The organism is Ruegeria sp. AE4 (genome assembly GCF_056542185.1).
The window spans coordinates 18,582-40,563 of sequence record NZ_JBQFZK010000003.1; the positions used below are offsets into that span (position 1 = coordinate 18,582).

The window sequence follows — 21,982 nt, forward strand, 5'->3', positions numbered from 1 at the left end:
ATGATGATCTCTCGAACCAGGCTGGAACTGCCGTGGCAAGTATTGATGGCAGATCAGCCCTGCATTTCAGATACAAATCGGTGTTCGGTGATGGCTGTTTTTCAATCTCCAGGTTGCGCCGATAGGGGGGTGAGTGAAGCCGCCCTGTCGGACTGGAACTTGAGAATTGAAGGGTTCTTCGATGGCAATGGAGTGAGCCCGTTCCTGGTCATGGACCCAGACGACATCGTCGATGGTCAGATATCGACGGGGTTCAAATGGTCTGCCAACCCGCGCGAGCCCCGGGATTGTCTGGGCGAGGATCTGGCCGCCAGTCTTTCGGATCGGGGTTGGGCAAGCAGGGCTGAGCTGCACAATGAATTTCTGGAATATGCGCTGATTTTACGGCTCGATTCCGAAGGTAAAATGCGGCCGAAGCGCTTTGTCGCCACGACCGAACTGATGGAGTGGTGGAGAACCATGGCAGTGTTCGATCTGGATCACTTCCTTTCGGTCGTTGAAACCGTATCCAGATGTTCATATTCCTGCGAAGAGTTGTTCGAGGTTTCGCGAGCAGACTGGTGCGCATTGGATGTGCCTCAACGCATTGCTCGTTTTCACAAAAGATTGGTGGGAACAGATTTTGCTCATCCACCAGAGCATCCGTTGAATATCGAACATGCTTTGTTCATGACCAGAGAGACGAACAGCCTGAGCGACCTGATCGCTACAATGCATCTTTCCTCATTCCCATATGTTGTCGGCAATGGTGAAAACAGAAGGCCCGCGCGGCTTGATGAAGTGTTACATTTTGCCGACCGACAGGATTTGTATTGTCGCCATGCGGGATCTGGTTTGGCGGGTGAAGCCCTTGATCTGGCCTTCTCCAGGGGCACAGCAACGCCGACAGGGCGCGCGATGGCGTTCGCGAATCCTATGGGGCTTTATATTCGGGCGTTTCACATGTCCGAACTCTTCGTGGATGCGGTGAATGTGCCGACAGATTGGGTGCGTTATCCGCGCGGTGAAGCGGGAATGCCCATGCGCCTTGAGTTCGGGCCGGGCGACGATGATCCGCGGTTTCTGGACGATATCACCATGGGATCAGGGTCGACCGCACGGCCTGCGTCGGGTTATGCGCTTGCCAGCCTGATCGAGGTTGGCCCTTTGATAACAGTGGCGGCCAATCCACGCGCGATCACAAGGGTCGAATTTGTTGAAGTCCCGCCTGTTGATCCAAGCGATATCGTTTGTGGACTGCCGGAAACCCAACGATGCAAACAGATTTCTGAATTTGCGGACCGGACCGAAACTGAGGTCTTTGGCAACGTAGCGCCAACTTGCCAATTCAGTCACTGAAAAGGTTTCAAACCGGCACGGCTTTGACAACGGGCAAAGGTATTTCCGGCGCGGTCATATCGAATATGGCAATCGGGCGACCGGCAGCGTTGGCCGCCGCTGTCAATACAGTCATCAGCGTCGGGTCGGGACTCTGCCAGGCGTCCACATCGAAAAAGGATGCCGGAGTTGTCGGGCGATCGGTTCGCGCGCCGCGATACAGTCGGAACAAGCGCGCCTGTTCCTCATTCATCGCGTCATCTGTCACGCCGGTGTGGTCAAGGGTCACCATGTTGCGCCAGGACACAACCGCTTCGCATGCCGCGTGCCAGACACCTGTCGTCAGATCGGCGGAAAAAGCCGTTCCATAGGTTGGTCGCCCGCCATCCGCATCGGCGCAGACCGCACGCAATAGCAGGCCGACGCCCGAAACCATCCGAACGTGAACGCTCAGATGACGCAGGTAGGTGTTCAGCCAGCTGGTCACGTCGCGCGGCAACGCTGTTTCGGGCAACACCTGGTCGAACCCGTGTGGTCCAAGCGCGTGTTCCAGACATTCAAGCACCGCCCACAGCGCAGCGGCCTCATGCGTTGGTCCCGCTGCGGCCCCCTTCGACGTGATCTGTCCGTTGCTGCCCTGCGCACCCAGAGCAAGGGCATCATTTGGCAGAACATGCGTGGCACCATCCGATGAAATCAGGCTTTCGCGGGTTTCAGGCGAATCCGCGCTGTATTGCAGCGCATAACGTTCGATCGCCTCGAATCCCGAAAGCCGCGCGGCTTCGTTCCGGTTACGCGCTGTGCCAAAGGACACGCGATGTTTCATTGCGCCAGCGGGTGGCACTGTTCCGTTTCGCAAATTGATCATGCGAAAGGCGGTGTGGATCGGAGCACTTTTGGGAAATTCAGCAAAAGAAGGTCCGGAAATAATCCCTGCGTTTTCGGCCAGTTCAATCAGCGCGTCGGTCATTTTTGTTTCCGGATAGGTATGTAACGGGTTATACAAATGGTTGTGGTTGTTAAGAAAGGACTTTTAGTATGGCTCGTTTGACTATTAATCCGAAATACACACTTAAGGATCTTGGGTGTGAAGTTCTGAACGCCGCCCGGAGCAACGCGCTGGGATCACAAGAGGGTCGCGACGCGGCTGAGCGACAGATTCATGAAATCCTTGCTGATGTCGGTAATCCTGCAGTGGAGTTTGTTTATGATTCCAAGAACAAGGTTCATATCGTAATCCCTGATCTGAGCGATAAAGAGCCAGACCCAAATCCCGATCACGAGTCATGGTGCTGCAAGCTGGCCTATGAAGCGATGGGTGGCATTGTCGTTTATGGCTGTGGTTCCTGATCGCAGTATCTGAACTTGCCTGAGGAGTTTATTTGAGTAAGGCAAAAACCAAGATATTCCTGACCGGTCCGTTTCAGGTGATTTGCAACGACGGCCAGGATGCAACACCACGCGGCACCAAGGCGAAAGCGCTTCTCGCCTTGGTGTTGTTGTCTAAGAATGCTGTTCGCAGCAGGGCCTGGCTGCAAGACAAGCTTTGGAGCAAAAGCTCACCTGCACAGGGTGCGGCCTCGTTGCGCAAGGAACTTAGTGTCCTGACCAAGCATCTGGCCGGGTTCGGTCTGGGGTTTTTGGACATCGGGCGCGAGAATGTCTCCATCGACCTGAAAGCGCTTGAAATTGATTTGTTTGATGAACCGCTTCAACCGGATCGCGCCGAGCTTCTGGAAGGGTTGGATGTTGCAGACCCGGAATTTGAAGACTGGTTGGCAGTTGAACGGCAAGCGTATTGGGACGTTGGCTTTGATGAAAATGCGCCTGTCCCGGTTGGCGCGCGCTTTCCATCCCATTGGGGGCATCAGAGACCTGCAATTGTAGTCGAGCCGTTTGAAGTAATTGGTGACGATAACAATATCAACGTTGCGGCGGCGTCGATACGGGACGAATTGCTTTTCCTCTTGGGTACGTTGTCGGATGTCATCGAATTGCGTGATGCGCGCAGGCAAGAAGGGCCTGTCGACGGCTATATGCTAAGCGGCAGCGTGGTAGCGGCCGAAGGACTGCGGGTGGCGGCACAATTAACATCAACCGTGGATCAGGTGTGCCTATGGACCGAACGTTTCCGGTTTCGGGAAAAGGATACGTTTGACGCCGTTGAAGAAATCGCAATGAAAGTTGTCGAAGCGCTTCAACTACGGCTGCGGGATGGTCACTGGTCCGACATCTGGTCAGCACGCGCCACATCCACCGAAGTTTGGACGGCATTTCAGAATGGTCGCATTCAGGAGAGCCTTACGACCAAGGACGGCCTGTTTCGTGCCATCCGCCAGTATGAGGTCTGTTTGCAGCGCGATCCGGACTATCTGCCTGCGCGGATCGCTGTCGGATTCTGCCGCCTGGATCTGATCCGGTTGGGCATGGAAGATTCGCCGGAAAAAACGCTGGCTCTGGTCGAGGCCGACTGCGCCGTCATGCGTGAAAAACACCCGGCGGATCCTTATTGCGCCGCACTCGAAGCGTTTACCCACAGTGTTGCTGGCCATACTGCCGAGGCTTGCCAGCTGATGCGCAAGGTACTTGAGAGGTTCCACAGCAGCCCCGAATTGCTGGGCTATTATGGTGTCTTGTTGATGTATGATGACCGGCTTGAGGACGGAATAGCCACGTATCGGCAGGCCCTCGCGTTAACGCCGCACCCGCCGATCTGGATCGAGGCGAACCTGTCCATGACCCTTGCCCTCTCCGGAGACAAGGCAGCATGGCAGCACGCGCATAATGTCTTGCGAGTGGACCCCGGCAGCGTGCGGGCGCGGGTTGTGTTATGCATGTTGTCCGCCGCCGCTGGCAACCAGTCACTGGCACGCCGGCACGCCCGTCGCATCCTGGAATTGCAGCCCGGTTTCACGGCAGAGCGCTGGGCCTGGCCGGGCTGTTTCAAAAACAGAAAATACTATGACGAAGGTGCACGACTGTTGGCCGAAGCAGGTCTGTGATGGCGTCTAATTGTCGTCCAGCACTTTGCGGGCGACGCGGAAACACTCCAACGCCTGCGGAACGCCGCAATAAATCCCGACCACGTGGATGATGGCGCGTATTTCTTCTTTGGTCACCCCGTTGGTGATGGCACCCCGGCAGTGGATTTCCCATTCATGCATCTTTCCCAGTGCTCCGATCATGGACAGGTTCATCATCGACCGCGTTTTTGCGTCGATCACGTCATCCCCCCAGCCAAAACCCCAGCACCAGGCGGTCATGGCTTCCTGAAACGGGCGGGTGAAATCATCTGCTGCTGCAAGGTTCTTTTCCACATAGTCCGCGCCCAGTGTATTCTTCCGTTGTTCCAACCCTTTCAGGAACAGGTCTTCGTCAAATAAGTCGGCCATTACGGGTCTCCGGTTTGTCAGCGTGTCAGGCGGTGTTTGTATGCGGGATCGTAGTGTGATTTCATCCGGTGGTGCACCTGTATACCCGGTCCGGCATGTCCACTATGTCGATATACCCAAGTGCTTTGGGCAAAATCCGGTCAATTTCGCAAGGGTGCCAGTCCTTGGGCATCAGCGTGGTTGATCTACCCGCTCAAGGGTAGGGCAAGCAGGTTATGTCTGCCTGGGGTGGGTTTCATTCCACTGCCTCGCGCATCCATTGTTGCAACTTGGCGATTGAGTGTTCGGACATCACACCGCAGCCCGGATCCAGCACCAGCGGGCCGGGGCAGTAACCACGGGATCTGAGGCCGCGATGCACGGATTCCACAAGCCGGATGTCTTCTTCGACCGTTGTTTCCCTGTCCTGAACGGCCAGTTGCCGGATCACCGCGCTTTCCGAACCACCTTCAGTGTACCAACCGCGCCAGACGGTGCAGTGATCCGTGTCATTTGCGCGCCAGTGATATGTGTTCAGCACATTGCCCGGATAGCACTGGAACGAAAACATCGGCCACAGGAACCAAGACTGGTAATCGCCCGCATGAGGCACCGACAGGTCGATTGGGTAAGTCATCTTGTCGAGGCTCTGACATTCGGTCGTGTGGCGCAGCACGAAACCGCCGCCTGCATCGGGTTGGATGTCGTAGGTTTCGGGCTTGACGACACCTTCAGCGAAAGTCGGGTGGTTGCTCGGGCAGTGATAGCATTCCGAATAATTCTCGACGCTGACCTTCCAGTTGCAGTGTTCCGGAATCTCGACCCATTCCAGCGGCTCGAGTTCGTCGATATGCGGGACGAATGCACGGATTTCCTGCCGTACTCCGGGATACCAGTCATCCATCGGGGCTGCCTTGTCGTCGAGATTGACGAAGATGAACCCATTGAAGATTTCGGTCCGGACCGCCGTCAGGCAGATCGCACTGCGGTCAAATCCGGGGACGGATTTGATATTTGGACCCGCGCGCAACTGACCTGACAATTCATAGGTCCACGCGTGATAGGGACAGACGACAACGCGGGTGTTGCCTGTGCCCGAGACCATTTCATGCGCACGGTGCTGGCAGACATTATAGAAAGTGCGAATTTCGCCATCGCGCCCGCGAATGCAAAACAGGCTTTGCCCGGCAATCTCGAAGGCAAAGTAATCTCCTGTTTCCCGAACCTGCGCGACATGTCCTGCGAACTGCCATGTTCGGGCCAAAAGCCCCTGCATCTCCTTCTCGAAAATGGCGGGGTCGGTATAATATCGCGCGTCCAGTGAGTGGGTCAGCGGTGCGTTCATTCGGGTTCCTCCGCATAGATGCCAAGCTGATGGCGACGACGATGGAAACGTTCGACCCGTTCGACGATCTCGTCGCTGGATACGGCGATCACGAAAGACAGCAGCGTTTCCAGCAGCGCGATGGTCGAAACGGATGATGGGAAAAACTGCGGCGTATCTGCTGCGACGACAAACCCGTGATGGGCGTTCCGGATCACAGGGCTGGCCGGACTGTCCGAGATACCGATGACAGTCAGGCCCTGCTGACGTGCCAGTTTGACCGCCTCGATCACTTCGGTGCGGTAGGGATGACAGGTGATCGCAATCAGCACGTCCTGCTCATCGGCCCAGGCCAGATCGTCCATTGGGGTTGAACCGGGGCGGGGGATTGCATGAAACTGCTTCATCCCGGTCGAAGCCAGATAAGTAAAGTTGCGCGCGTTGGAGTTGTTGACGCCTACGCCGAGTGTGAAAATCTGGCGAGAATTCCAGATGATTTCGGCAGCAGATTTCAGGCGGGTCGCGTCGATCCCTGCAAATGTTTCCTCGATATTCCGGATTGCGGCACCGATCATATCGGCATACAGCCCGCCCAATTCACCGGATTTGCCGATGTCCTGAAGCCATCTGGCGCGGTCTGGAAACGACACGCGCCCTTTTCGGATCGCGTCGCGAAAGGGTTCGCGAAAATCTTCGTACCCTTCAAACCCCACTTGCCGCGCCATGCGCACGAATGTGTTGGGCTTGACCTTTGCCGCCTCGGCAATTTCGCGCACGGTTGAAACCCCTACATCCGTAGGGTTTTCCAGAACGTAACGCGCGGCTTTCTGCGCCTCAGGGGTCAGGGCGTCCCACTCTTCGGTCAGGCGATCCAGAACAGTTGATGATACATTTGTGTCATTCATGATTGACGATGGTACAAATGTGGAATTAGCCTGTCGAGCAGAAAAGCGACTCGGGAAGAGGAAAAATCATGTCCGGGAATGAACTGCCGTCACACGCACGTGTGGTCATCGTCGGAGGCGGCGTCATGGGCGTTGGTCTGGCCTACCATCTGGCCCATGAAGGCTGGGGCGAAGAGACTGTTCTGCTGGAAAAGGCCGAGCTGACCAGCGGCAGTACATGGCATGCGGCGGGGCAGATTACGCATTCAACCTCAAGCTTTGGTCTGGGCAAATGCGTCGATTACAACATCGGCTTGTATTCCGGCCTGCTGGAGGCCGAGACAGGTCAGCCTGTCACGTGGCATGGCTGTGGCTCGTTCCGCCTTGCTTATACCGAGGATGAGATGGATTGGCTGCGCCATACCCTGTCGGTGGGCCGGTCGCTGGGTTTCAATATCGAACTTGTCGGTCCCGAGAAGGTGGCTGAACTGCATCCGTTTTATAACCTCGAAGGTGTTCTGGGCGCGCTGCATACACCGGATGACGGGCATGTGGACCCGACCAATGTGACCATGGCGATGGCAGCCGGGGCACGCCAGAAGGGCGTGCGCATCTTCCGCAGCTGCCGGGCGACGAACATCACGCAGGGCGCAAACGGCGAATGGATTGTTGAGACCGAACAGGGCACCATCATCTGTGAGCATGTGGTGAACGCGGGCGGCACCTACGCGCGCCAGATGGGCGAATGGTCCGGGCTGCAACTGCCCATGACGTCAATGACGCACCATTATTTCGTGACTGAGCCAGTGCCCGAATTCCAGAACTTGGACAAGGAACTGCCGGTGATCCGCGATGACCGCAAAGTCTCGGGCTATATCCGGATGGAGCAGCAGCGCGGCCTGATCGGAATATACGAGAAAGAGAATCCGAACTCGGTCTGGCATGATCATTGCCCGTGGGAGTACGAGAACTGGTTGTTCGACGCGGATTATGACCGGGTAATGCCATGGCTAGAGGAAAGCCTGAACCGGATGCCGATCTTTGCAGAACTGGGTATTCAACGCGATGTGCATGGGGCGATATCACATCCGCCGGACGGCAACCCCCTGATCGGTCCTGCACCGGGTGTGCGAAATTACTGGTGCTGTTGCGGGACGCAGATTGGGATCGGTTGGGGCCCGGGTCTGGCCCGCGAACTGGCGCGCTGGATGGTGCATGGGGCTGCCGATATCTCGATGCGGGATTTCGATCCGCGCCGCTTTGGCAGCTATGCCACCAAAGACTGGCAAGTGATCAAAGCGGAAGAAGATTACTGCTTGCGGCACGAAATCCCGTTTCCACACTTCAATCGGCTTGCAGGGCGTCCGATCAAGCCGTCGCCACTGTACGAGTTGCTGAAATCCAAGGGCGCGGTACATGAAGAAGTCTATGGCTTCGAACGCCCCCGCTGGTTCGCCCGCGATGGTGTGGAACAACGCGATCACTATTCCTTCCGCCGCACTCCTGCCGACGACATGGTCGCGGCCGAGGTCAAGGCAGTGCGCGAACGTGTCGGCATCATGGATGTCACCGCCTTCACCAAAGTCGAAGTATCGGGGTCCGATGCCTATACCCTGTTGGATCGGTTGACTGCTAACAGGATGCCGCAAAAGGTTGGCTCGATCACGCTGACCCATATGTTGAACCGTCGTGGCCGGATCGAGTTAGAGACAACGATTGTCCGCATGGCCGAAGACCGCTTCTATCTGGTCTGTGCAGCGTTCTTCGAACAGCGCTTGCTTGATCATCTGGCGCATCATCGCAAGGGTGAAGATGTACAGATCAATGCGCTGTCGTCCGAATGGTCGGCCTTGTCGCTGAACGGTCCCCGATCACGCGAAGTTCTGGCGCGCTGTACGGATACCGATCTGAGCAATGCCGGGTTCCGCTGGCTGTCAGCGCAAGAGGTCACCATTGCCGATCATAAACTCTGGGCGTTTCGCATGTCTTATGCGGGCGAACTGGGTTGGGAGCTGCATATGCCCAACGCTTCCTGCCTTGATGTCTACAATGCGCTATGGGCTGCGGGCGAGGCGTATGGCATCGCGGACTACGGCAGTTTCGCCATGAACGTGATGCGGATGGAGAAGGGCTTCAAAGGGGCAGGCGAGCTGACAAACGAAGTCACGTTGGCAGAAGCTGATGTGCTGCGCTTTGCCTGTACGGACAAGGATTACCTGGGCAAGGACAAGACGTTGAACACCGATTTGCCATGGGTATGTGCCTATCTGCAAGTCGAGCCGGATGGCGAAATTGATGGCCATGGAGGCGAGGCGGTGACGCTGGACGGGCGTGTCATAGGCTCGACGGCTTCGGTCGCATTCGGCCACACGGTCGGTAAGATATTGGCCTTTGCATACATCAAGCCCGAAGCAGCAAACGCGGGAACCGAGTTGGAGGTCGTGATTCACGGCAAGCCGCGTCCGGCCCGAGTACTGGATAAGCCCGCTTACGATCCAGACAGCCTGCAGCCCCGCACAGACGCATTAGTGGAGACCGCCTGATGAGCCTGCCCGCCACAATGAAAGCCATGGTCACGATGGGCCATGGAGATTTAGAGCAGATAGTTTGGCACGATAACTGGCCGCGTCCTGAACCTGCGGAGGGTGAAGTGCTGATCAAGGTTGCGGCATGTGGCCTGAACAATACGGACGTCAACACGCGGTCGGGTTGGTACTCCAAGACGGTCACAGCCGCAACGACCGGTGGCGCGTTTGAACAAGTTGGCGAAGAAGATCCCACCTGGGGCGGTAATCCGATCACCTTTCCGCGAATTCAAGGGGCCGATATCTGCGGGCATATCGTTTCCGTCGGCGACGGTGTTGACCGGGGGCGTATTGGTGAGCGTGTTATCACGGATGGCTGGCTGCGCGACCCGGTGGAACCCGACAATATGGACAAGACTGGTTATTTCGGCTCGGAACGGGATGGTGGTTTTGCCGAATACGCGACAACTCTGGCGGTGAATGCTGTGGCAATCACCTCGAACCTGACGGATGCTGAACTGGCAACTTTTTCCTGCTCTTACTCCACCGCCGAAGGCATGTTGACCCGTGCCAATGTGACCGGCGAGGATACGGTTTTGGTTCCAGGTGCTTCCGGCGGTGTGGGCGGTGCGCTTGTGCAACTGGCCAAACGGCGCGGCGCACGGGTGATCGCGATGGCATCCGAATCCAAACACGCGGACGTGGCCAGACTTGACCCCGATGTCATTCTGCCACGCGCACCTGCGAACCTGCGCAAGGCGCTGGGCGCGGAAAAGATCAGTGTGGTTGCTGATGTCGTAGGCGGGCCATACTGGCCGAACCTGATCGACATATTGGAACGGGGTGGCCGTTATACCTGTTCGGGCGCAATTGCAGGTCCGATCGTCGAACTTGATCTGCGTACATTCTACCTGCGCGACCTGACCTTCACCGGTTCGACCGTCATTGACCCTCAGGTCATGAAGAACCTCGTAACATACATCGAGGCTGGTGAGATCAAGCCAGCGCTTGCCGCGACATACGCGCTGGAGGATCTCCGAGAAGCACAAGCCGCGTTCATCGCGAAAGAGCACACCGGTAATATCGTGGTGATGCCATGACGCTTGACGATGTTCTCGAAGCTGCCCGGCAAATGCACCATGCGCATCCGGACCTTACTGCGTTCGCGCCTTGGCCGGGTGATCTGACCCCGACGGGGTTGGATGCCGCACCCATTCCCGCAACGAGGCTGGTGGCAGCCTTCGATCTTGTTGAAGACACGCCAACCCGTGACTTGATCGCGGCGGTCAAAGCGACGGCGCATCTGGTACATTGGAAACATACCTACACCGAAGACGAAGTTGGTGCGGATTTCCTGAACCGATACGGCTATTATGAGCTGTTCGGTCCTACCGGACATTTTCACTCGACCCTGCTGCGTGGCTACATCGCGTATTGGGGGGCTGGCCTGAGTTACGATTGGCACAGCCATCAGGCCGAAGAACTCTACCTCATTCTTGGCGGAGGTGCGTTGTTCAAGGTCAATGGGAACGAAACATATCTTGGCGCCAATCAAACACGCTTGCACGCAAGCTGGCAAAGTCATGCCATGGTCACCACAGATCAGCAGATCCTAACTTATGTTCTGTGGCGCGGTGAAGGCATGGGTGATCTGCCCCGGATGGATATCGCATGAAGATCAAATCTATCACAGTATTTCACGTCGACCTCCCACTGGAGCATCCATATTGGTTGTCGGGCGGGCGGCTGAAATTCGAAACGCTTGACGCGACAGTCGTGAAAATCGATACCGATGCGGGGTTTGTTGGCTGGGGTGAAGGGACCCCATGGGGCCATACCTATGTGCCCGCGCATGGTCCGGGTATCCGCGCCGGAATTGAAACGATGGCGCCGTTCATTCTGGGCCTGGATCCGCGGCGGGTTCTGGATGTGGAACGGGCGATGGATCTTGCCTTGCCCGGGCACCTTTATGCCAAAAGCCCAATTGATATGGCCTGCTGGGATATCGCGGGTCAGGCGGCGGGCGTGCCGATTGCCGATCTGATGGGGGGGGGATCGCGGACACCGCGCCCGATTGCGTCCTCGGTCGGGGCGAAATCCGTCGACGAAACGCGCGCGGTCATAGAGCGGTACCGCCAGCGGGGCTACATCGCCCATTCCGTGAAGATCGGTGGTGACGTTGAACGGGACATTGCGCGTGTTCGCGATGTCGAGAGTATTCGGCGACCCGGCGAGATCGTTCTCTATGATGTCAATCGTGGCTGGACGCGTCAGCAAGCGTTGCGTGTGATGAGCACCTGCGCGGATCTGAATGTCATGTTCGAACAACCTTGTGAGACGCTGGATGACATTGCTGCAATCTCGGGGCTTCACCCGTCACCCGTTTCAGTGGACGAAAGCCTTGTGACTTTGCAGGATGCAGCCCGCATCGCCCGCGATGGTCTGGCTCAGATTTTCGGGATCAAATTGAACCGCGTCGGCGGGCTGACCAAGGCTGCACGCATGCGGGATATCGCGCTGGCCCATGGGATAGACATGTTTGTAATGGCCACAGGCGGTACGGTTCTGGCCGATACCGAAGCATTGCATCTGGCCGCGACCATCCCGGATGAAAACTGCCTTGCCGTATGGGCCTGTCAGGACATGATCACGGTCGATATTGCCGGGGGGCGTGGGCCCCGGAATGTTGATGGCCATTTGCACCTGCCAGAAGAACCTGGGCTTGGCGTTCATCCGGATGAAAACACATTAGGTGATCCAGTGGGAGTATACGCTTGAAAATCAACAAGATAACGCTCTGGTCTGTCGATCTGACAAGTCACGAAACGTACCACATGGCTGAAGGTAAGACCTGCGCCACTGTGAAATCCCATGTCCTGAGCCTTGAAACGGACACCGGTCACAGGGGGTGGGGTGAGGTTTGCCCGATCCCGCATTACCTGCCGGCCTATGCGGATGGGGTGCCGGGTGCCATTGCTGAGATGGCGCCTGAAATCCTCGGGATTACCCCATTTGGTGCAGACGCCCCCATGCGCAAGCTGGACGGATTTCTGCAAGGGCATCAATACGCGAAATCGATCGTCGATATCGCGCTTTGGGACCTGTTCGGTCAGGCGGCAGGGATGCCGGTTTATGCGGTGTTGGGTGGGCGAGCGCAGGCGGATATGCCGCTCTATCATTCAATCACTTGCATTGCACCGGACGAGATGGCGTGCATTGCCAAATCCGCTTTTCAAACCGGTATCCGCCAGTTTCAGGTTAAGCTGGGTGTCGAGGGCGATTGGCAGGCGGATGCCGAACGGTTGATCAAAGTGCGCGAAGCCGTGGGAATCGGGCCGTTGGTATATGGTGACTGGAATTGTGGAGCATCGCGATTGCAGGCGACCCGTACCGGGCGTGCGGTGGCACATCTGGACGTGATGTTGGAACAGCCCTGCAAAACGCTGGAGGACTGTGCCGCTGTCCGTCAGGCTACCGGTCTTCCGATGAAAATCGACGAGAGTGCCTTTGATCTTGCCTCGCTGATGCGTGCGCATGACCTCGGGTGCATGGATGCGGTGGCGCTTAAACTTTCGAAATTCGGCGGATTGTCGGCAATGCGTCGTGCGCGGGACCTGACCGTGCATCTGGGCGCTGAGATTTGCGCGGAATGCACATGGGGGTCTGATATTATTACCGCGGCTTCACTCCACTTTGCGGCATCGACGCCGAAAGGTTCCCTGATGAACACGTGCGACTTGTCATCTTACGTGGTCCCGCGTCTGTGTCCTGATGCACCAACTCGTGAAAACGGCCGGATTGCTCCGCCCGAAGGTCCGGGATTAGGTGTTGTGCCGGACCTCGATATTCTTGGCACCCCAATTCTGGAGATCGACTGAGATGCTGAAGATCCAGACACAGTCCGAGTGGATAGCACGCGCAAAAGAGGTTCTGCCAGCTGGCGGTTTCGGCAACTTCGATCCGGGCATCATCATCGCCCGTGGTGAAGGCAGCCGTGTCTGGGACGAGGACGGCAACGAATATGTCGATTACCTGATAGGGTCGGGTCCGATGCTGCTGGGCCATGGCCACCCCGAGGTGATGGAAGCCGTATTGGAACAGTTGCCAAAAGGGATGACGTTTTTTGCAAACAACAGCAAGGGCATCGAATTGGCCGAGGCCATCATCGACGCCGTTCCCTGCTGCGAGCAGGTGCGCTTTGTCGCGTCAGGCGGCGAAGCCGACATGTATGCGATTCGCCTGGCGCGGGCTTATGCAGGGCGCAGCAAGATCCTGAAGTTTGAAGGCGGTTATCACGGTATGAGCGCCGAGGCGCAGATGAGCCTTGCCCCAAGCCGCAGAGTCAATTTCCCGCAGGCAGTTCCCGACAGCGCTGGTATCCCGGACAGCGTGGCCGAGCAAATGCTGATCGCGCCCTTTAACGATCTGGAAGCCGTCGCTGCTTTGCTGGAGGAAAATGACGACGTTGCCGCGATTATGGTCGAGCCTTTGCAACGGATCATTCCGCCAATGCCGGGATATTTGCAAGGCCTTCGAACCCTGTGTGATCAACATGGTGTGTTGCTGATCTTTGATGAGATCGTCACCGGATTCCGGCTGGCTTATGGCGGGGCGCAGGAACGATACGGGGTCAAACCGGATATCTGCACTCTGGGTAAGATCACAGGCGGTGGCTTCCCTCTGGCTGCGCTCGGTGCCAGCGTCGAGATCATGAAGCATTTCGATAAATCGAAGGTCGGGGAAGAAGGTTGGCTGATGCAGTTGGGGACCCTATCAGGGAATCCGGTCGCCTCGGTCGCAGGGCTTAAGACGATGGAGATTCTGCGGCGTGATGGCGCGTACGAGCGTTTGCGCGCAATTGGAAAACACTTGCAGCAGATTCAGACGGACGCCTTGAATGAAGTGGGTATCGCGCATCGGATATGCGGTGACGAGACTTTGTTTGACGTCTATTTCACCAACGCCGAGTGCCGCGATTATCGAAGTGCAAACCATGATGATCCACAGCGTAACGCCACTTATAATGCGGTGCTGCGCGCTCATGGAATCTTCAAGTCTCCGGGCAAGCTTTATCCGTCGCTGGCGATCACCGATGCGGATTTGGAACAGACACGCATCGCCGTCCGTCACGCGGTTGATGCGATTTCCTGAAGGTTGGATGTATACAACGTAAACGGGTCGCTGTTGAGTTCAACAGCGACCCGCTACCTTTGGAAGTCGGGGGTCAGCCTCGCCCCCTCGAATACTGATTAAATCACCGGCAATCTGAAAACTTTTCGATACTTTCGAGACTGACCCGACTTCCTCATCGGTATGTCACTTTAATGCCCGAGAATCTCGGCGGTCACAGTGATCAAGTTCACACTGCCTTAAATTAATTTGAATTTTTCCAATCGAAAAAACCCGGACCTGCCTGTTCCAACAGGTCTGCCGCCATCGCGCGGGCCATTTCTGGCCCGTCTTTGATGGAACCGGTCACATCTCTGTTCACGGTTTCCGATCCATCTGGGCGCAGGACTTCGCCGCGCAGCCTTAAGTTGTCTCCGTCCAGTTCTGCCAGACCAGCGATCGGAGTTTCGCAAGATCCGTCCAGCGCGGCCAGCAAGGCGCGTTCAGCGGCCAGCCGCCATCCTGTTTCCGTGTGATGAATCGCTTCAAGCATTTCAGCCGCGCGCATATCGTTGCTGCGCCGTTCGATGCCAATGGTACCCTGTGCAATCGCGGGCAGCATGTCATCCGGAGAAATGGCGCTGGCTGGAACCTCGTCCATGCCCAGACGGCGAATGCCAGCCATGGCCAGAAAAGTGCAATCCGCGACCCCGGCTTCCAGCTTTTTCAGCCGCGTCTGCACGTTCCCGCGAAACTCGACCACTTTCAGATCCGGCCGCCGGTTCAGCAGCTGTGCCCGACGCCGCAATGACGAAGTGCCCACAACAGCCCCTTCGGGCAGATCGTGGATTGAGTTAAGGCGCGGCGAGATGAAAGCGTCACGCACATCCTCGCGCGGAAGGAATGTGTCCAGAACCAGCCCTTGGGGCTGTTCAACAGGCATGTCTTTCGTTGAATGCACGGCGATATCGATTTCGGCGCGCAACATCGCCTCTTCGATTTCCTTGGTGAACAGGCCCTTGTTGCCGATTTCCTTCAGCGGGCGATCCGCATCGATCATGGCGCGATTGTCGCCGGTTGTTTTGATCACGACGATTTCAAAGGCCGCTTCGGGCAGATCAAACGCATCGCTCAGGCGTTGGCGGGTTTCATAGGCCTGAGCCAGAGCCAGCGGTGAACCACGGGTGCCAATTCTGAGGGGCGATGCGGGTGTGGGCAGGGTCAAAGTCATGTGCACAGCTTTAGTCGCGTCACATTGCCCTGACAATGGGGGCTGAGCTTGACAAATTGCCGCCGAAGGACGACCCGTTGCCAAAACCGGAAGACTGGGGGCGAATATGGCCGAGACAAAGAAACTGCTGAGGGCGCTGGCGGGCGAAGTACAGGATGTGCCGCCAATCTGGATGATGCGCCAGGCGGGCCGGTATCTGCCGGAATACCGGGCCACCCGTGCCCTGGCCGGAGATTTTCTGTCTTTATGCTATAACCCGGAACTGGCCGCCGAAGTCACATTGCAGCCGATCCGGCGCTATGGGTTTGATGCTGCGATCCTGTTTGCCGATATCCTGCTGGTGCCGCAGGCGCTGGGTGCGGATCTGTGGTTTGTGACCGGCGAGGGCCCACGTTTGTCGACGATCACGCGGCAAACCGAGTTTGATGCGTTGAAGCCGGTGGGCGCGATTCACGAGACATTGTCGCCCGTTTATGAAACGGTTCAGATCCTGTCGCGAGAATTGCCGTCTGAGACCGCGCTGATCGGGTTTGCCGGCGCGCCCTGGACAGTCGCGACCTACATGATCGCTGGGCGTGGAACACCCGATCAGGGACCGGCACACGCTCTGCGAGAGAGCGATACTGCCTTATTCGAGGCGCTGCTGGATCGCATCACGGCGGCAACAATCGAGTATCTGTCGGCTCAGATCGACGCCGGGGCCGAGGTGGTCAAGATTTTCGACAGCTGGGCGGGTTCCCTGAAAGGTGAGGCGTTTCGCAAATACGCGGTGGAACCGTGCCGTGTGATTACGCAGGCCATCAAGGAACGTCACCCCGGCATCCCGGTGATCGGTTTCCCGCGCGAGGCGGGGGAGGGGTATGTCGGGTTTGCCAAGACGACGGGCGTGGATTGCGTCGCGCTGGACAACTCGGTGTCGCCCGATTGGGCCGCCAGACATGTACAGGTTGATGGTTGTGTGCAGGGAAACCTGGCCTCGTCGCATATGGTGACCGGTGGGCAGGCTCTGGTGGATGAGACGCGGCGGATTGTCGAGGCTTTCTCGAACGGGCCGCACATCTTCAACCTGGGACATGGGATCACGCCGGATGCCGATCCTGAGAATGTTCAGTTGATGATTGATACGGTGCGCGGGCAGTAAGCAGGTTAAAGGGGGCCAGCCCCCTTCTTGGCCTGCGGCCAATTCATCCCCCGGGATATTTTGGGCCAGATGAAGTGCGGATCAGCGCAGGCTGTCGAGCTCTGCGAGGATCTCTTTAGTATGCTCGCCGCGCATGGGGCTGGGTTTCGGGGTCCAGTCATGGCCTGAAAACCGTGGGGCGGCGGCTGCCTGAAATGCGCCGTCAAAATCCTGCCAGCAGTTGCGATGGAGGTTCATCGGGTGTGAGCGGGCTTCGTCCGGGCTGAGAACTGGGGCAACGCAGGCATCTGTTCCTCGAAACAGGGCCTCCCAATGGTCGCGTGGTTGACTGGCGAAAATATCGGTCAGACGGCGTGAAAGCGAAGGCCACAGATCACGGTCGTATTGCCGTTGAAACTCGGTATCGTTTGTGAGGCCCAGTAAGCTCAGAAATTGCATGTAGAATTTTGGTTCGAGGCATTGCACGGAAATATAGCCACCGCAGGCGCAGGCGTAGGTTCTGCTCCAGTGGGGACCGTCCAACAGGCTTTGACCCCGGGTTTCAGACAGGTTGCCGGTTTGGCGCATTGTCATCAATAGGTTCATCATATGGGCCGAGCCGTCATAGATTGCCGCGTCAACGACAGTACCTGCGCCAGTGCGTTGCGCATTGATGAGCCCTGCCAGAACGCCTGCCACAAGATACATGGCCCCACCGCCGATATCGCCCACCAAAGTTGGCGGGGTCTGCGGTGCTTGGCCGGGACGTGATGCATACCAGAGCGCTCCGGACAGGGCGATGTAATTCAGGTCATGCCCCGCCGTGTCGGCCAGCGGGCTATTCTGCCCCCAGCCCGTCATGCGCCCATAGACCAGTTTTGGATTGCGGGTCAGGCAGGTATCCGGGCCGAGCCCCAGTTTTTCCATCACACCGGGGCGGAATCCTTCGATCAGGGCATCGGCTGTGTCAATAAGGCGAAGTGCGGTATCCAGATCATTGGCGTTCTTCAGATCAAGTGCGATGGATCTTTTGCCCCGGTCCAGCAGGGAACGTTCCGGCATACCCGGTGTTGCGGCGCCCCCTTTGCGGTGGACTGTTATCACGTCAGCGCCCAGATCTGCCAGTAACATGGCACTAAACGGGCCGGGGCCCAGACCTTCGAGTTCGACAACACGTATTCCGTTCAGCATCAAGGCCCTCCGTTTCCGGCAGAGTTTGCTGGCTGGTGTCGGGATTGCAAGCCGGATGATTGCTGGCGCGGGCGGTCTTCCTTTTGGCAGTTGTTCATCACATGGTGCGGAATGGGCCTGTTATCCCTGTGTTCGGGGCGATAGGGTCTGGGCCAGAACGGGGAGCGGATATGACGACCATTTTATCCATCAGAGATCTGCGCAAATCCTACGCCGATGGGTTCGAGGCGCTGAAAGGTGTGTCTCTGGACATTGAAGAAGGCGAAATTCTTGCGCTTCTGGGGCCGAATGGGGCGGGAAAAACCACTCTGATCTCGACGATCTGCGGAATAACCACGCCAACATCTGGCGCGGTTTCAGTCGGCGGGCACGACATTCAGTCGGATTATCGCGCAGCGCGCAGGATGATCGGGCTTGTCCCGCAAGAGATCGCGCTGGAACCGTTTGAAAAGGTCTGGAACACAGTTCGGCTGTCACGCGGATTGTTTGGGCTGGGCAAAGACAACGCCCGGATCGAGGACATTCTGCGCAAGCTTTCGCTGTGGGAAAAGCGCAAGAACGCAATCAAGGAGTTGTCGGGCGGCATGAAACGCCGCGTGCTGATCGCCAAGGCCTTGGCGCATGAACCACGTGTTTTGTTTCTGGATGAACCGACGGCGGGTGTGGATGTCGAGCTGCGCAAGGATATGTGGGGAATCGTGGCCGAGCTAAAACGGGACGGTGTCACCATCATTCTGACCACCCACTATATCGAAGAGGCCGAAGCCATCGCGGATCGCGTCGGCGTTATTGACAAGGGTGAGTTGCTTTTGGTGCAGGATAAAGACACGCTTATGGCGCAGATGGGCAAAAAGCAGATTGTCGTCATGCTGACTGAGCCAATCGCCAGGATTCCCGATGATTTGGCCAGCCACAATCTGACCCTCAACGGCGCGGGGGATAGCCTGATCTATACCTACGATACCCATGCGGATCGCACGGGGATAACGACCCTGTTGAATGACGTGTCGCAGGCCGGGCTGGTATTGCGCGATGTGCAGACACGGCAATCGAGCCTGGAAGAGATATTTGTAAACCTGGTATCCGGAGAGGCGGCATGAACTGGACCGCAATCGCTGCAATCTACCGGTTCGAAATGGCTCGCTTCTTTCGCACCCTGGCGCAAAGTTTCCTGTCACCGGTTCTTTCCACCTCGCTGTATTTCGTGGTTTTTGGCACCGCCATCGGCAGTCGAATTCAGGAGGTCGAGGGCGTATCCTACGGCGCGTTCATTGTGCCGGGCTTGATTATGCTGTCGGTGGTGATGCTGTCGATCTCGAACGCGTCTTTCGGAATTTATTTCCCAAAGTTTCTGGGCACCATTTACGAGCTGCTGTCGGCGCCGGTGAATTTTATCGAAATCGTGATTGGGTATGTCGGTGCAGCGGCCACCAAAGCGCTGTTCGTGGGACTGGTCATTCTGGCCACGTCGACCTTCTTCGTCGACATACGGATCGAACACCCCTTTGCCATGGCGGCGTTTTTGATCCTTTCATGTCTCAGCTTCTCGTTGCTGGGCTTTATCATCGGGATATGGGCCAGTAATTTTGAACAGATGTCTCTGGTACCGCAGCTTGTGGTCACGCCACTTATCTTCCTTGGCGGTACGTTTTATTCAATCTCGATGCTGCCGCCTCTGTGGCAGACGATCACGTTGTTCAATCCGGTCGTCTATCTGATCTCGGGGTTTCGCTGGTCGTTTTTCGGGCTTGCGGATGTGCCCATCGCCCTGAGTTTGCTGGCCATCATAGCCTTTACTGGGGTGTGTCTGGCGGTCATTGGCTGGATCTTCAAAACTGGCTGGCGCATTCGCAGCTAACCCACGCCGGTGCGTTGCATTTTTGCCCATTGAGTGTGTGAATTTGGTTCACGTCGCGTTCAAGGTTCGAAGAGTCTCTTGTTTACGGGTTGGTGGCACTCTACATCGGCACCCATGAAGCTCAGCCTGCCGTTCGTCAAAAAACACCCCTGTGTGGCCGTTGTCCGCCTGTCCGGCGCCATTGGAATGGCCGGGCGCGGGTCCTTGAACGACGCCACGCTTGCGCCGGTTCTCGAGAAAGCCTTTCGCAAGGGAAAACCTGCGGCCGTGGCGCTTGAGATCAATTCACCGGGCGGATCCCCTGTCCAAAGTTCAATGATCGGTGCGCGCATTCGGCGTTTGTCCGAAGAACTGGACGTGCCGGTCATCGCTTTTGTTGAAGACGTCGCTGCATCCGGTGGGTATTGGCTGGCCGCCGCAGCGGATGAGATCTGGGCCGATGACAGTTCCGTACTGGGATCGATCGGTGTGATCTCGGCTGGATTTGGCGCGCATGTCTTTCTGGCGCGGCAGGGATTTGAGCGGCGGGTCCATACCGCCGGGAAATCGAAGTCCATGCTCGACCCGTTTTCACCGGAAAAGAAAGAGGATGTAGCCCGCCTGCAAGGGTTATTGGGCGATATCCACGAGAATTTCATTGCGCACGTCAAAGATCGGCGCGGGGACAAGCTGAATCAGGAAGCTGACCTGTTCACGGGCGAGGTCTGGCTGGCGCGTCGCGCGCAGGAACTGGGGCTTATCGACGGCATCGCCCATCTGAAGCCAAAGGTGCAGGACCGTTTCGGTGACAAGGTCAAATTTCGCCGCTATGGCGTGAAAAAACCGATCTGGACCCGGTTTGGTGCCAGCCTGGCGCAGGATGCTATCGCAGGGTTAGAGGAGCGGGCAGCCTACGCGCGTTTCGGTTTGTGACGTGATCGTAAAGGCTGTCACTCTATTTCTGATCGCAATGGGCGTATTGGCAATGTTCGGCAAGCTGCGGTTTCCTGGGCAAAAGAAGCTAAGTTCGGCGAAATGTCCGCGATGCGGTCGCTATCGCATCGGAAAAGGCCCCTGTGCCTGTGGAAAAGGAGGCCGGGCTTGATCACCACGTGGCTGCTGTCTGGTCTTGGCCTGTTGATCCTGTTGCTGGCAGGCGATGCCTTGGTGCGTGGCGCAGTGAACCTGAGCCTGCGTTTAGGTGTTCCGGCCTTGATCGTCAGCCTTACGATTGTGGCCTTCGGCACGTCCGCGCCCGAGTTGCTGATTGCTATCAGTGCCGTCAAGGAACACGCACCGGGTATTGCGCTGGGCAATGTTGTCGGATCAAACACGGCCAACATCCTGTTGGTTCTTGGTCTTCCTGCGATGCTGGCAACGATCCATACCAGCGAATGCGACAGCCGTAGGAACTATGCATTCATGCTGATGGCGACGGCCCTGTTCATAGGGTTGGCGTTTTGTGGAACATTCACCGTCGTCAGCGGCCTGATCCTGCTGGCGGCTTTGGGCCTGGTTCTGATGAATGCGTTTCGTGAAGCAAAGGCGCACCGCAAGGCCTGTGGGGAAGCCTGTGCCGATGACGACGACCTTGAAGGTCTGGAAGAAGCTGATCCTGACATGCCTTACTGGAAGGTATCGGTTTACCTGATCCTCGGCCTTGTGGGCCTTCCTATGGGGGCGCACCTGCTGGTGGAAAATGCGACGGTCATCGCCCGGACATATGGTGTCAGTGAAACGGTTATCGGTCTGACCCTAATTGCGGTTGGAACGTCTTTACCCGAACTGGCGACAACCGTGATGGCCGCTTTGCGCCGACAGGCCGATGTGGCCCTTGGCAACGTGATTGGCTCGAACATGTTCAATCTTCTGGCCATTATCGGGATTGCAACCTGGTTCGGGCGTATCCCGGTTGATCCCGGTTTCCTGCATTTTGACCTTTGGGTCATGTTGGGCGCATCACTGCTTCTGGTTCCCTTTGTTGTCTTCAAGCAGGATATCTCTCGCGGTTGGGGGCTGGTGCTGACCTTCCTTTATGCGCTTTATGTCACTGTATTGCTGGTGTGATCTGAC

Annotated in this window: 20 protein-coding genes; 14 read left to right on the forward strand and 6 right to left on the reverse strand. The window is 57.2% G+C overall.

Going from position 1 to position 21,982, the window contains the following annotated elements; translation table 11 throughout:
- Nucleotides 1–129: 129 nt before the first annotated feature.
- Complete coding sequence (locus tag ACR0EK_RS06645; protein WP_480899159.1) at nt 130–1,338, forward strand: hypothetical protein; 1,209 nt, start codon at nt 130–132, stop codon at nt 1,336–1,338.
- A gap of 7 nt (nt 1,339–1,345) precedes the next feature.
- Here ACR0EK_RS06645 and ACR0EK_RS06650 read toward each other — a convergent pair whose 3' ends face one another.
- On the reverse strand, nt 1,346–2,287 hold the full coding sequence (locus ACR0EK_RS06650) for a YcaO-like family protein (protein WP_480482956.1): 942 nt from the start codon (nt 2,285–2,287) through the stop codon (nt 1,346–1,348).
- Between the two features lie 68 nt (nt 2,288–2,355).
- Here ACR0EK_RS06650 and ACR0EK_RS06655 point away from each other — a divergent pair, with 68 nt between their 5' ends.
- Both ACR0EK_RS06655 and ACR0EK_RS06660 read left to right on the forward strand, forming a co-directional pair.
- Nucleotides 2,356–2,667: a hypothetical protein gene (locus ACR0EK_RS06655; protein WP_480482958.1), complete on the forward strand. Its 312-nt coding sequence runs from the start codon at nt 2,356–2,358 to the stop codon at nt 2,665–2,667.
- A 32-nt stretch (nt 2,668–2,699) separates the two neighbouring features.
- Nucleotides 2,700–4,319: a hypothetical protein gene (locus tag ACR0EK_RS06660; protein WP_480482960.1), complete on the forward strand. Its 1,620-nt coding sequence runs from the start codon at nt 2,700–2,702 to the stop codon at nt 4,317–4,319.
- A gap of 6 nt (nt 4,320–4,325) precedes the next feature.
- On the opposite strand, the gene ACR0EK_RS06665 is transcribed toward ACR0EK_RS06660, so the two are convergent.
- From ACR0EK_RS06665 to ACR0EK_RS06675, 3 genes are all read right to left on the reverse strand, one after another.
- Nucleotides 4,326–4,709 (reverse strand): carboxymuconolactone decarboxylase family protein, encoded by a 384-nt coding sequence (locus ACR0EK_RS06665; RefSeq protein WP_480482962.1) that lies wholly within the window; start codon nt 4,707–4,709, stop codon nt 4,326–4,328.
- Between the two features lie 235 nt (nt 4,710–4,944).
- Nucleotides 4,945–6,033 carry an aromatic ring-hydroxylating oxygenase subunit alpha gene (locus ACR0EK_RS06670; RefSeq protein ID WP_480558704.1) on the reverse strand — a complete coding sequence of 363 codons (1,089 nt, stop codon included), beginning with the start codon at nt 6,031–6,033 and terminating at the stop codon, nt 4,945–4,947.
- Nucleotides 6,030–6,917, reverse strand: coding sequence for a MurR/RpiR family transcriptional regulator (locus ACR0EK_RS06675; RefSeq protein WP_480558706.1), 888 nt, complete (start codon nt 6,915–6,917; stop codon nt 6,030–6,032). Before ACR0EK_RS06675 ends, ACR0EK_RS06670 begins: the two co-directional genes overlap by 4 nt.
- 68 nt (nt 6,918–6,985) lie before the next feature.
- Here ACR0EK_RS06675 and ACR0EK_RS06680 point away from each other — a divergent pair, with 68 nt between their 5' ends.
- Genes ACR0EK_RS06680 through ACR0EK_RS06705 form a run of 6 tightly spaced genes read left to right on the forward strand, consistent with a single transcriptional unit; the run spans nt 6,986 to nt 14,572 of the window.
- Entirely contained in the window at nt 6,986–9,439 is a 2,454-nt protein-coding gene (locus tag ACR0EK_RS06680) for an FAD-dependent oxidoreductase (protein ID WP_480967683.1), read from the forward strand.
- Nucleotides 9,439–10,521 (forward strand): alcohol dehydrogenase family protein, encoded by a 1,083-nt coding sequence (locus ACR0EK_RS06685; RefSeq protein ID WP_480967684.1) that lies wholly within the window; start codon nt 9,439–9,441, stop codon nt 10,519–10,521. The genes ACR0EK_RS06680 and ACR0EK_RS06685 overlap by 1 nt, the downstream gene beginning before the upstream one ends.
- The gene (locus ACR0EK_RS06690; protein ID WP_480967685.1) at nt 10,518–11,096 is read left to right on the forward strand and encodes a dimethylsulfonioproprionate lyase family protein; all 579 of its coding nucleotides are present in this window, start codon (nt 10,518–10,520) and stop codon (nt 11,094–11,096) included. Before ACR0EK_RS06685 ends, ACR0EK_RS06690 begins: the two co-directional genes overlap by 4 nt.
- Nucleotides 11,093–12,199 carry a mandelate racemase/muconate lactonizing enzyme family protein gene (locus tag ACR0EK_RS06695; protein WP_480967686.1) on the forward strand — a complete coding sequence of 369 codons (1,107 nt, stop codon included), beginning with the start codon at nt 11,093–11,095 and terminating at the stop codon, nt 12,197–12,199. Before ACR0EK_RS06690 ends, ACR0EK_RS06695 begins: the two co-directional genes overlap by 4 nt.
- Nucleotides 12,196–13,299 carry a mandelate racemase/muconate lactonizing enzyme family protein gene (locus tag ACR0EK_RS06700; RefSeq protein WP_480967687.1) on the forward strand — a complete coding sequence of 368 codons (1,104 nt, stop codon included), beginning with the start codon at nt 12,196–12,198 and terminating at the stop codon, nt 13,297–13,299. The genes ACR0EK_RS06695 and ACR0EK_RS06700 overlap by 4 nt, the downstream gene beginning before the upstream one ends.
- Nucleotide 13,300: 1 nt before the next feature.
- Complete coding sequence (locus ACR0EK_RS06705) at nt 13,301–14,572, forward strand: aspartate aminotransferase family protein (protein ID WP_480967688.1); 1,272 nt, start codon at nt 13,301–13,303, stop codon at nt 14,570–14,572.
- Nucleotides 14,573–14,795: 223 nt separating this feature from the next.
- On the opposite strand, the gene hemC is transcribed toward ACR0EK_RS06705, so the two are convergent.
- Entirely contained in the window at nt 14,796–15,761 is a 966-nt protein-coding gene (gene hemC / locus ACR0EK_RS06710; protein ID WP_480967689.1) for a hydroxymethylbilane synthase, read from the reverse strand.
- Between the two features lie 106 nt (nt 15,762–15,867).
- On the opposite strand from hemC, the gene hemE reads away from it, so the two are divergent.
- Nucleotides 15,868–16,902: a uroporphyrinogen decarboxylase gene (gene hemE / locus ACR0EK_RS06715; RefSeq protein WP_480899173.1), complete on the forward strand. Its 1,035-nt coding sequence runs from the start codon at nt 15,868–15,870 to the stop codon at nt 16,900–16,902.
- Nucleotides 16,903–16,983: 81 nt separating this feature from the next.
- Here the strand turns inward: hemE and ACR0EK_RS06720 are convergent, their stop codons facing one another.
- The gene (locus ACR0EK_RS06720; RefSeq protein WP_480773382.1) at nt 16,984–18,072 is read right to left on the reverse strand and encodes a CaiB/BaiF CoA transferase family protein; all 1,089 of its coding nucleotides are present in this window, start codon (nt 18,070–18,072) and stop codon (nt 16,984–16,986) included.
- A gap of 170 nt (nt 18,073–18,242) precedes the next feature.
- Between ACR0EK_RS06720 and ACR0EK_RS06725 the strand changes: the two genes are divergently transcribed.
- From ACR0EK_RS06725 to ACR0EK_RS06740, 4 genes are all read left to right on the forward strand, one after another.
- On the forward strand, nt 18,243–19,172 hold the full coding sequence (locus ACR0EK_RS06725; RefSeq protein ID WP_480899175.1) for an ABC transporter ATP-binding protein: 930 nt from the start codon (nt 18,243–18,245) through the stop codon (nt 19,170–19,172).
- The gene (locus ACR0EK_RS06730) at nt 19,169–19,930 is read left to right on the forward strand and encodes an ABC transporter permease (RefSeq protein WP_209598717.1); all 762 of its coding nucleotides are present in this window, start codon (nt 19,169–19,171) and stop codon (nt 19,928–19,930) included. The genes ACR0EK_RS06725 and ACR0EK_RS06730 overlap by 4 nt, the downstream gene beginning before the upstream one ends.
- 114 nt (nt 19,931–20,044) lie before the next feature.
- Nucleotides 20,045–20,842, forward strand: a complete 798-nt coding sequence (locus tag ACR0EK_RS06735; protein WP_480482989.1) for a S49 family peptidase — start codon at nt 20,045–20,047, stop codon at nt 20,840–20,842.
- A 171-nt stretch (nt 20,843–21,013) separates the two neighbouring features.
- On the forward strand, nt 21,014–21,976 hold the full coding sequence (locus ACR0EK_RS06740) for a calcium/sodium antiporter (protein WP_267365434.1): 963 nt from the start codon (nt 21,014–21,016) through the stop codon (nt 21,974–21,976).
- Nucleotides 21,977–21,982: the final 6 nt, after the last annotated feature.

Bases quoted from the DNA above. Each gene is read 5' to 3' on its own strand.
- ACR0EK_RS06725 (WP_480899175.1), top strand. From the start codon at position 18,243: ATGACGACCATTTTATCCATCAGAGATCTGCGCAAATCCTACGCCGAT.
- hemE (WP_480899173.1), top strand. From the start codon at position 15,868: ATGGCCGAGACAAAGAAACTGCTGAGGGCGCTGGCGGGCGAAGTACAG.
- ACR0EK_RS06685 (WP_480967684.1), top strand. From the start codon at position 9,439: ATGAGCCTGCCCGCCACAATGAAAGCCATGGTCACGATGGGCCATGGA.
- ACR0EK_RS06675 (WP_480558706.1), bottom strand. From the start codon at position 6,917: ATGAATGACACAAATGTATCATCAACTGTTCTGGATCGCCTGACCGAA.
- ACR0EK_RS06670 (WP_480558704.1), bottom strand. From the start codon at position 6,033: ATGAACGCACCGCTGACCCACTCACTGGACGCGCGATATTATACCGAC.
- ACR0EK_RS06735 (WP_480482989.1), top strand. From the start codon at position 20,045: ATGAAGCTCAGCCTGCCGTTCGTCAAAAAACACCCCTGTGTGGCCGTT.
- ACR0EK_RS06650 (WP_480482956.1), bottom strand. From the start codon at position 2,287: ATGACCGACGCGCTGATTGAACTGGCCGAAAACGCAGGGATTATTTCC.
- ACR0EK_RS06730 (WP_209598717.1), top strand. From the start codon at position 19,169: ATGAACTGGACCGCAATCGCTGCAATCTACCGGTTCGAAATGGCTCGC.
- ACR0EK_RS06690 (WP_480967685.1), top strand. From the start codon at position 10,518: ATGACGCTTGACGATGTTCTCGAAGCTGCCCGGCAAATGCACCATGCG.
- hemC (WP_480967689.1), bottom strand. From the start codon at position 15,761: ATGACTTTGACCCTGCCCACACCCGCATCGCCCCTCAGAATTGGCACC.
- ACR0EK_RS06720 (WP_480773382.1), bottom strand. From the start codon at position 18,072: ATGCTGAACGGAATACGTGTTGTCGAACTCGAAGGTCTGGGCCCCGGC.
- ACR0EK_RS06655 (WP_480482958.1), top strand. From the start codon at position 2,356: ATGGCTCGTTTGACTATTAATCCGAAATACACACTTAAGGATCTTGGG.
- ACR0EK_RS06680 (WP_480967683.1), top strand. From the start codon at position 6,986: ATGTCCGGGAATGAACTGCCGTCACACGCACGTGTGGTCATCGTCGGA.
- ACR0EK_RS06665 (WP_480482962.1), bottom strand. From the start codon at position 4,709: ATGGCCGACTTATTTGACGAAGACCTGTTCCTGAAAGGGTTGGAACAA.
- ACR0EK_RS06705 (WP_480967688.1), top strand. From the start codon at position 13,301: ATGCTGAAGATCCAGACACAGTCCGAGTGGATAGCACGCGCAAAAGAG.
- ACR0EK_RS06695 (WP_480967686.1), top strand. From the start codon at position 11,093: ATGAAGATCAAATCTATCACAGTATTTCACGTCGACCTCCCACTGGAG.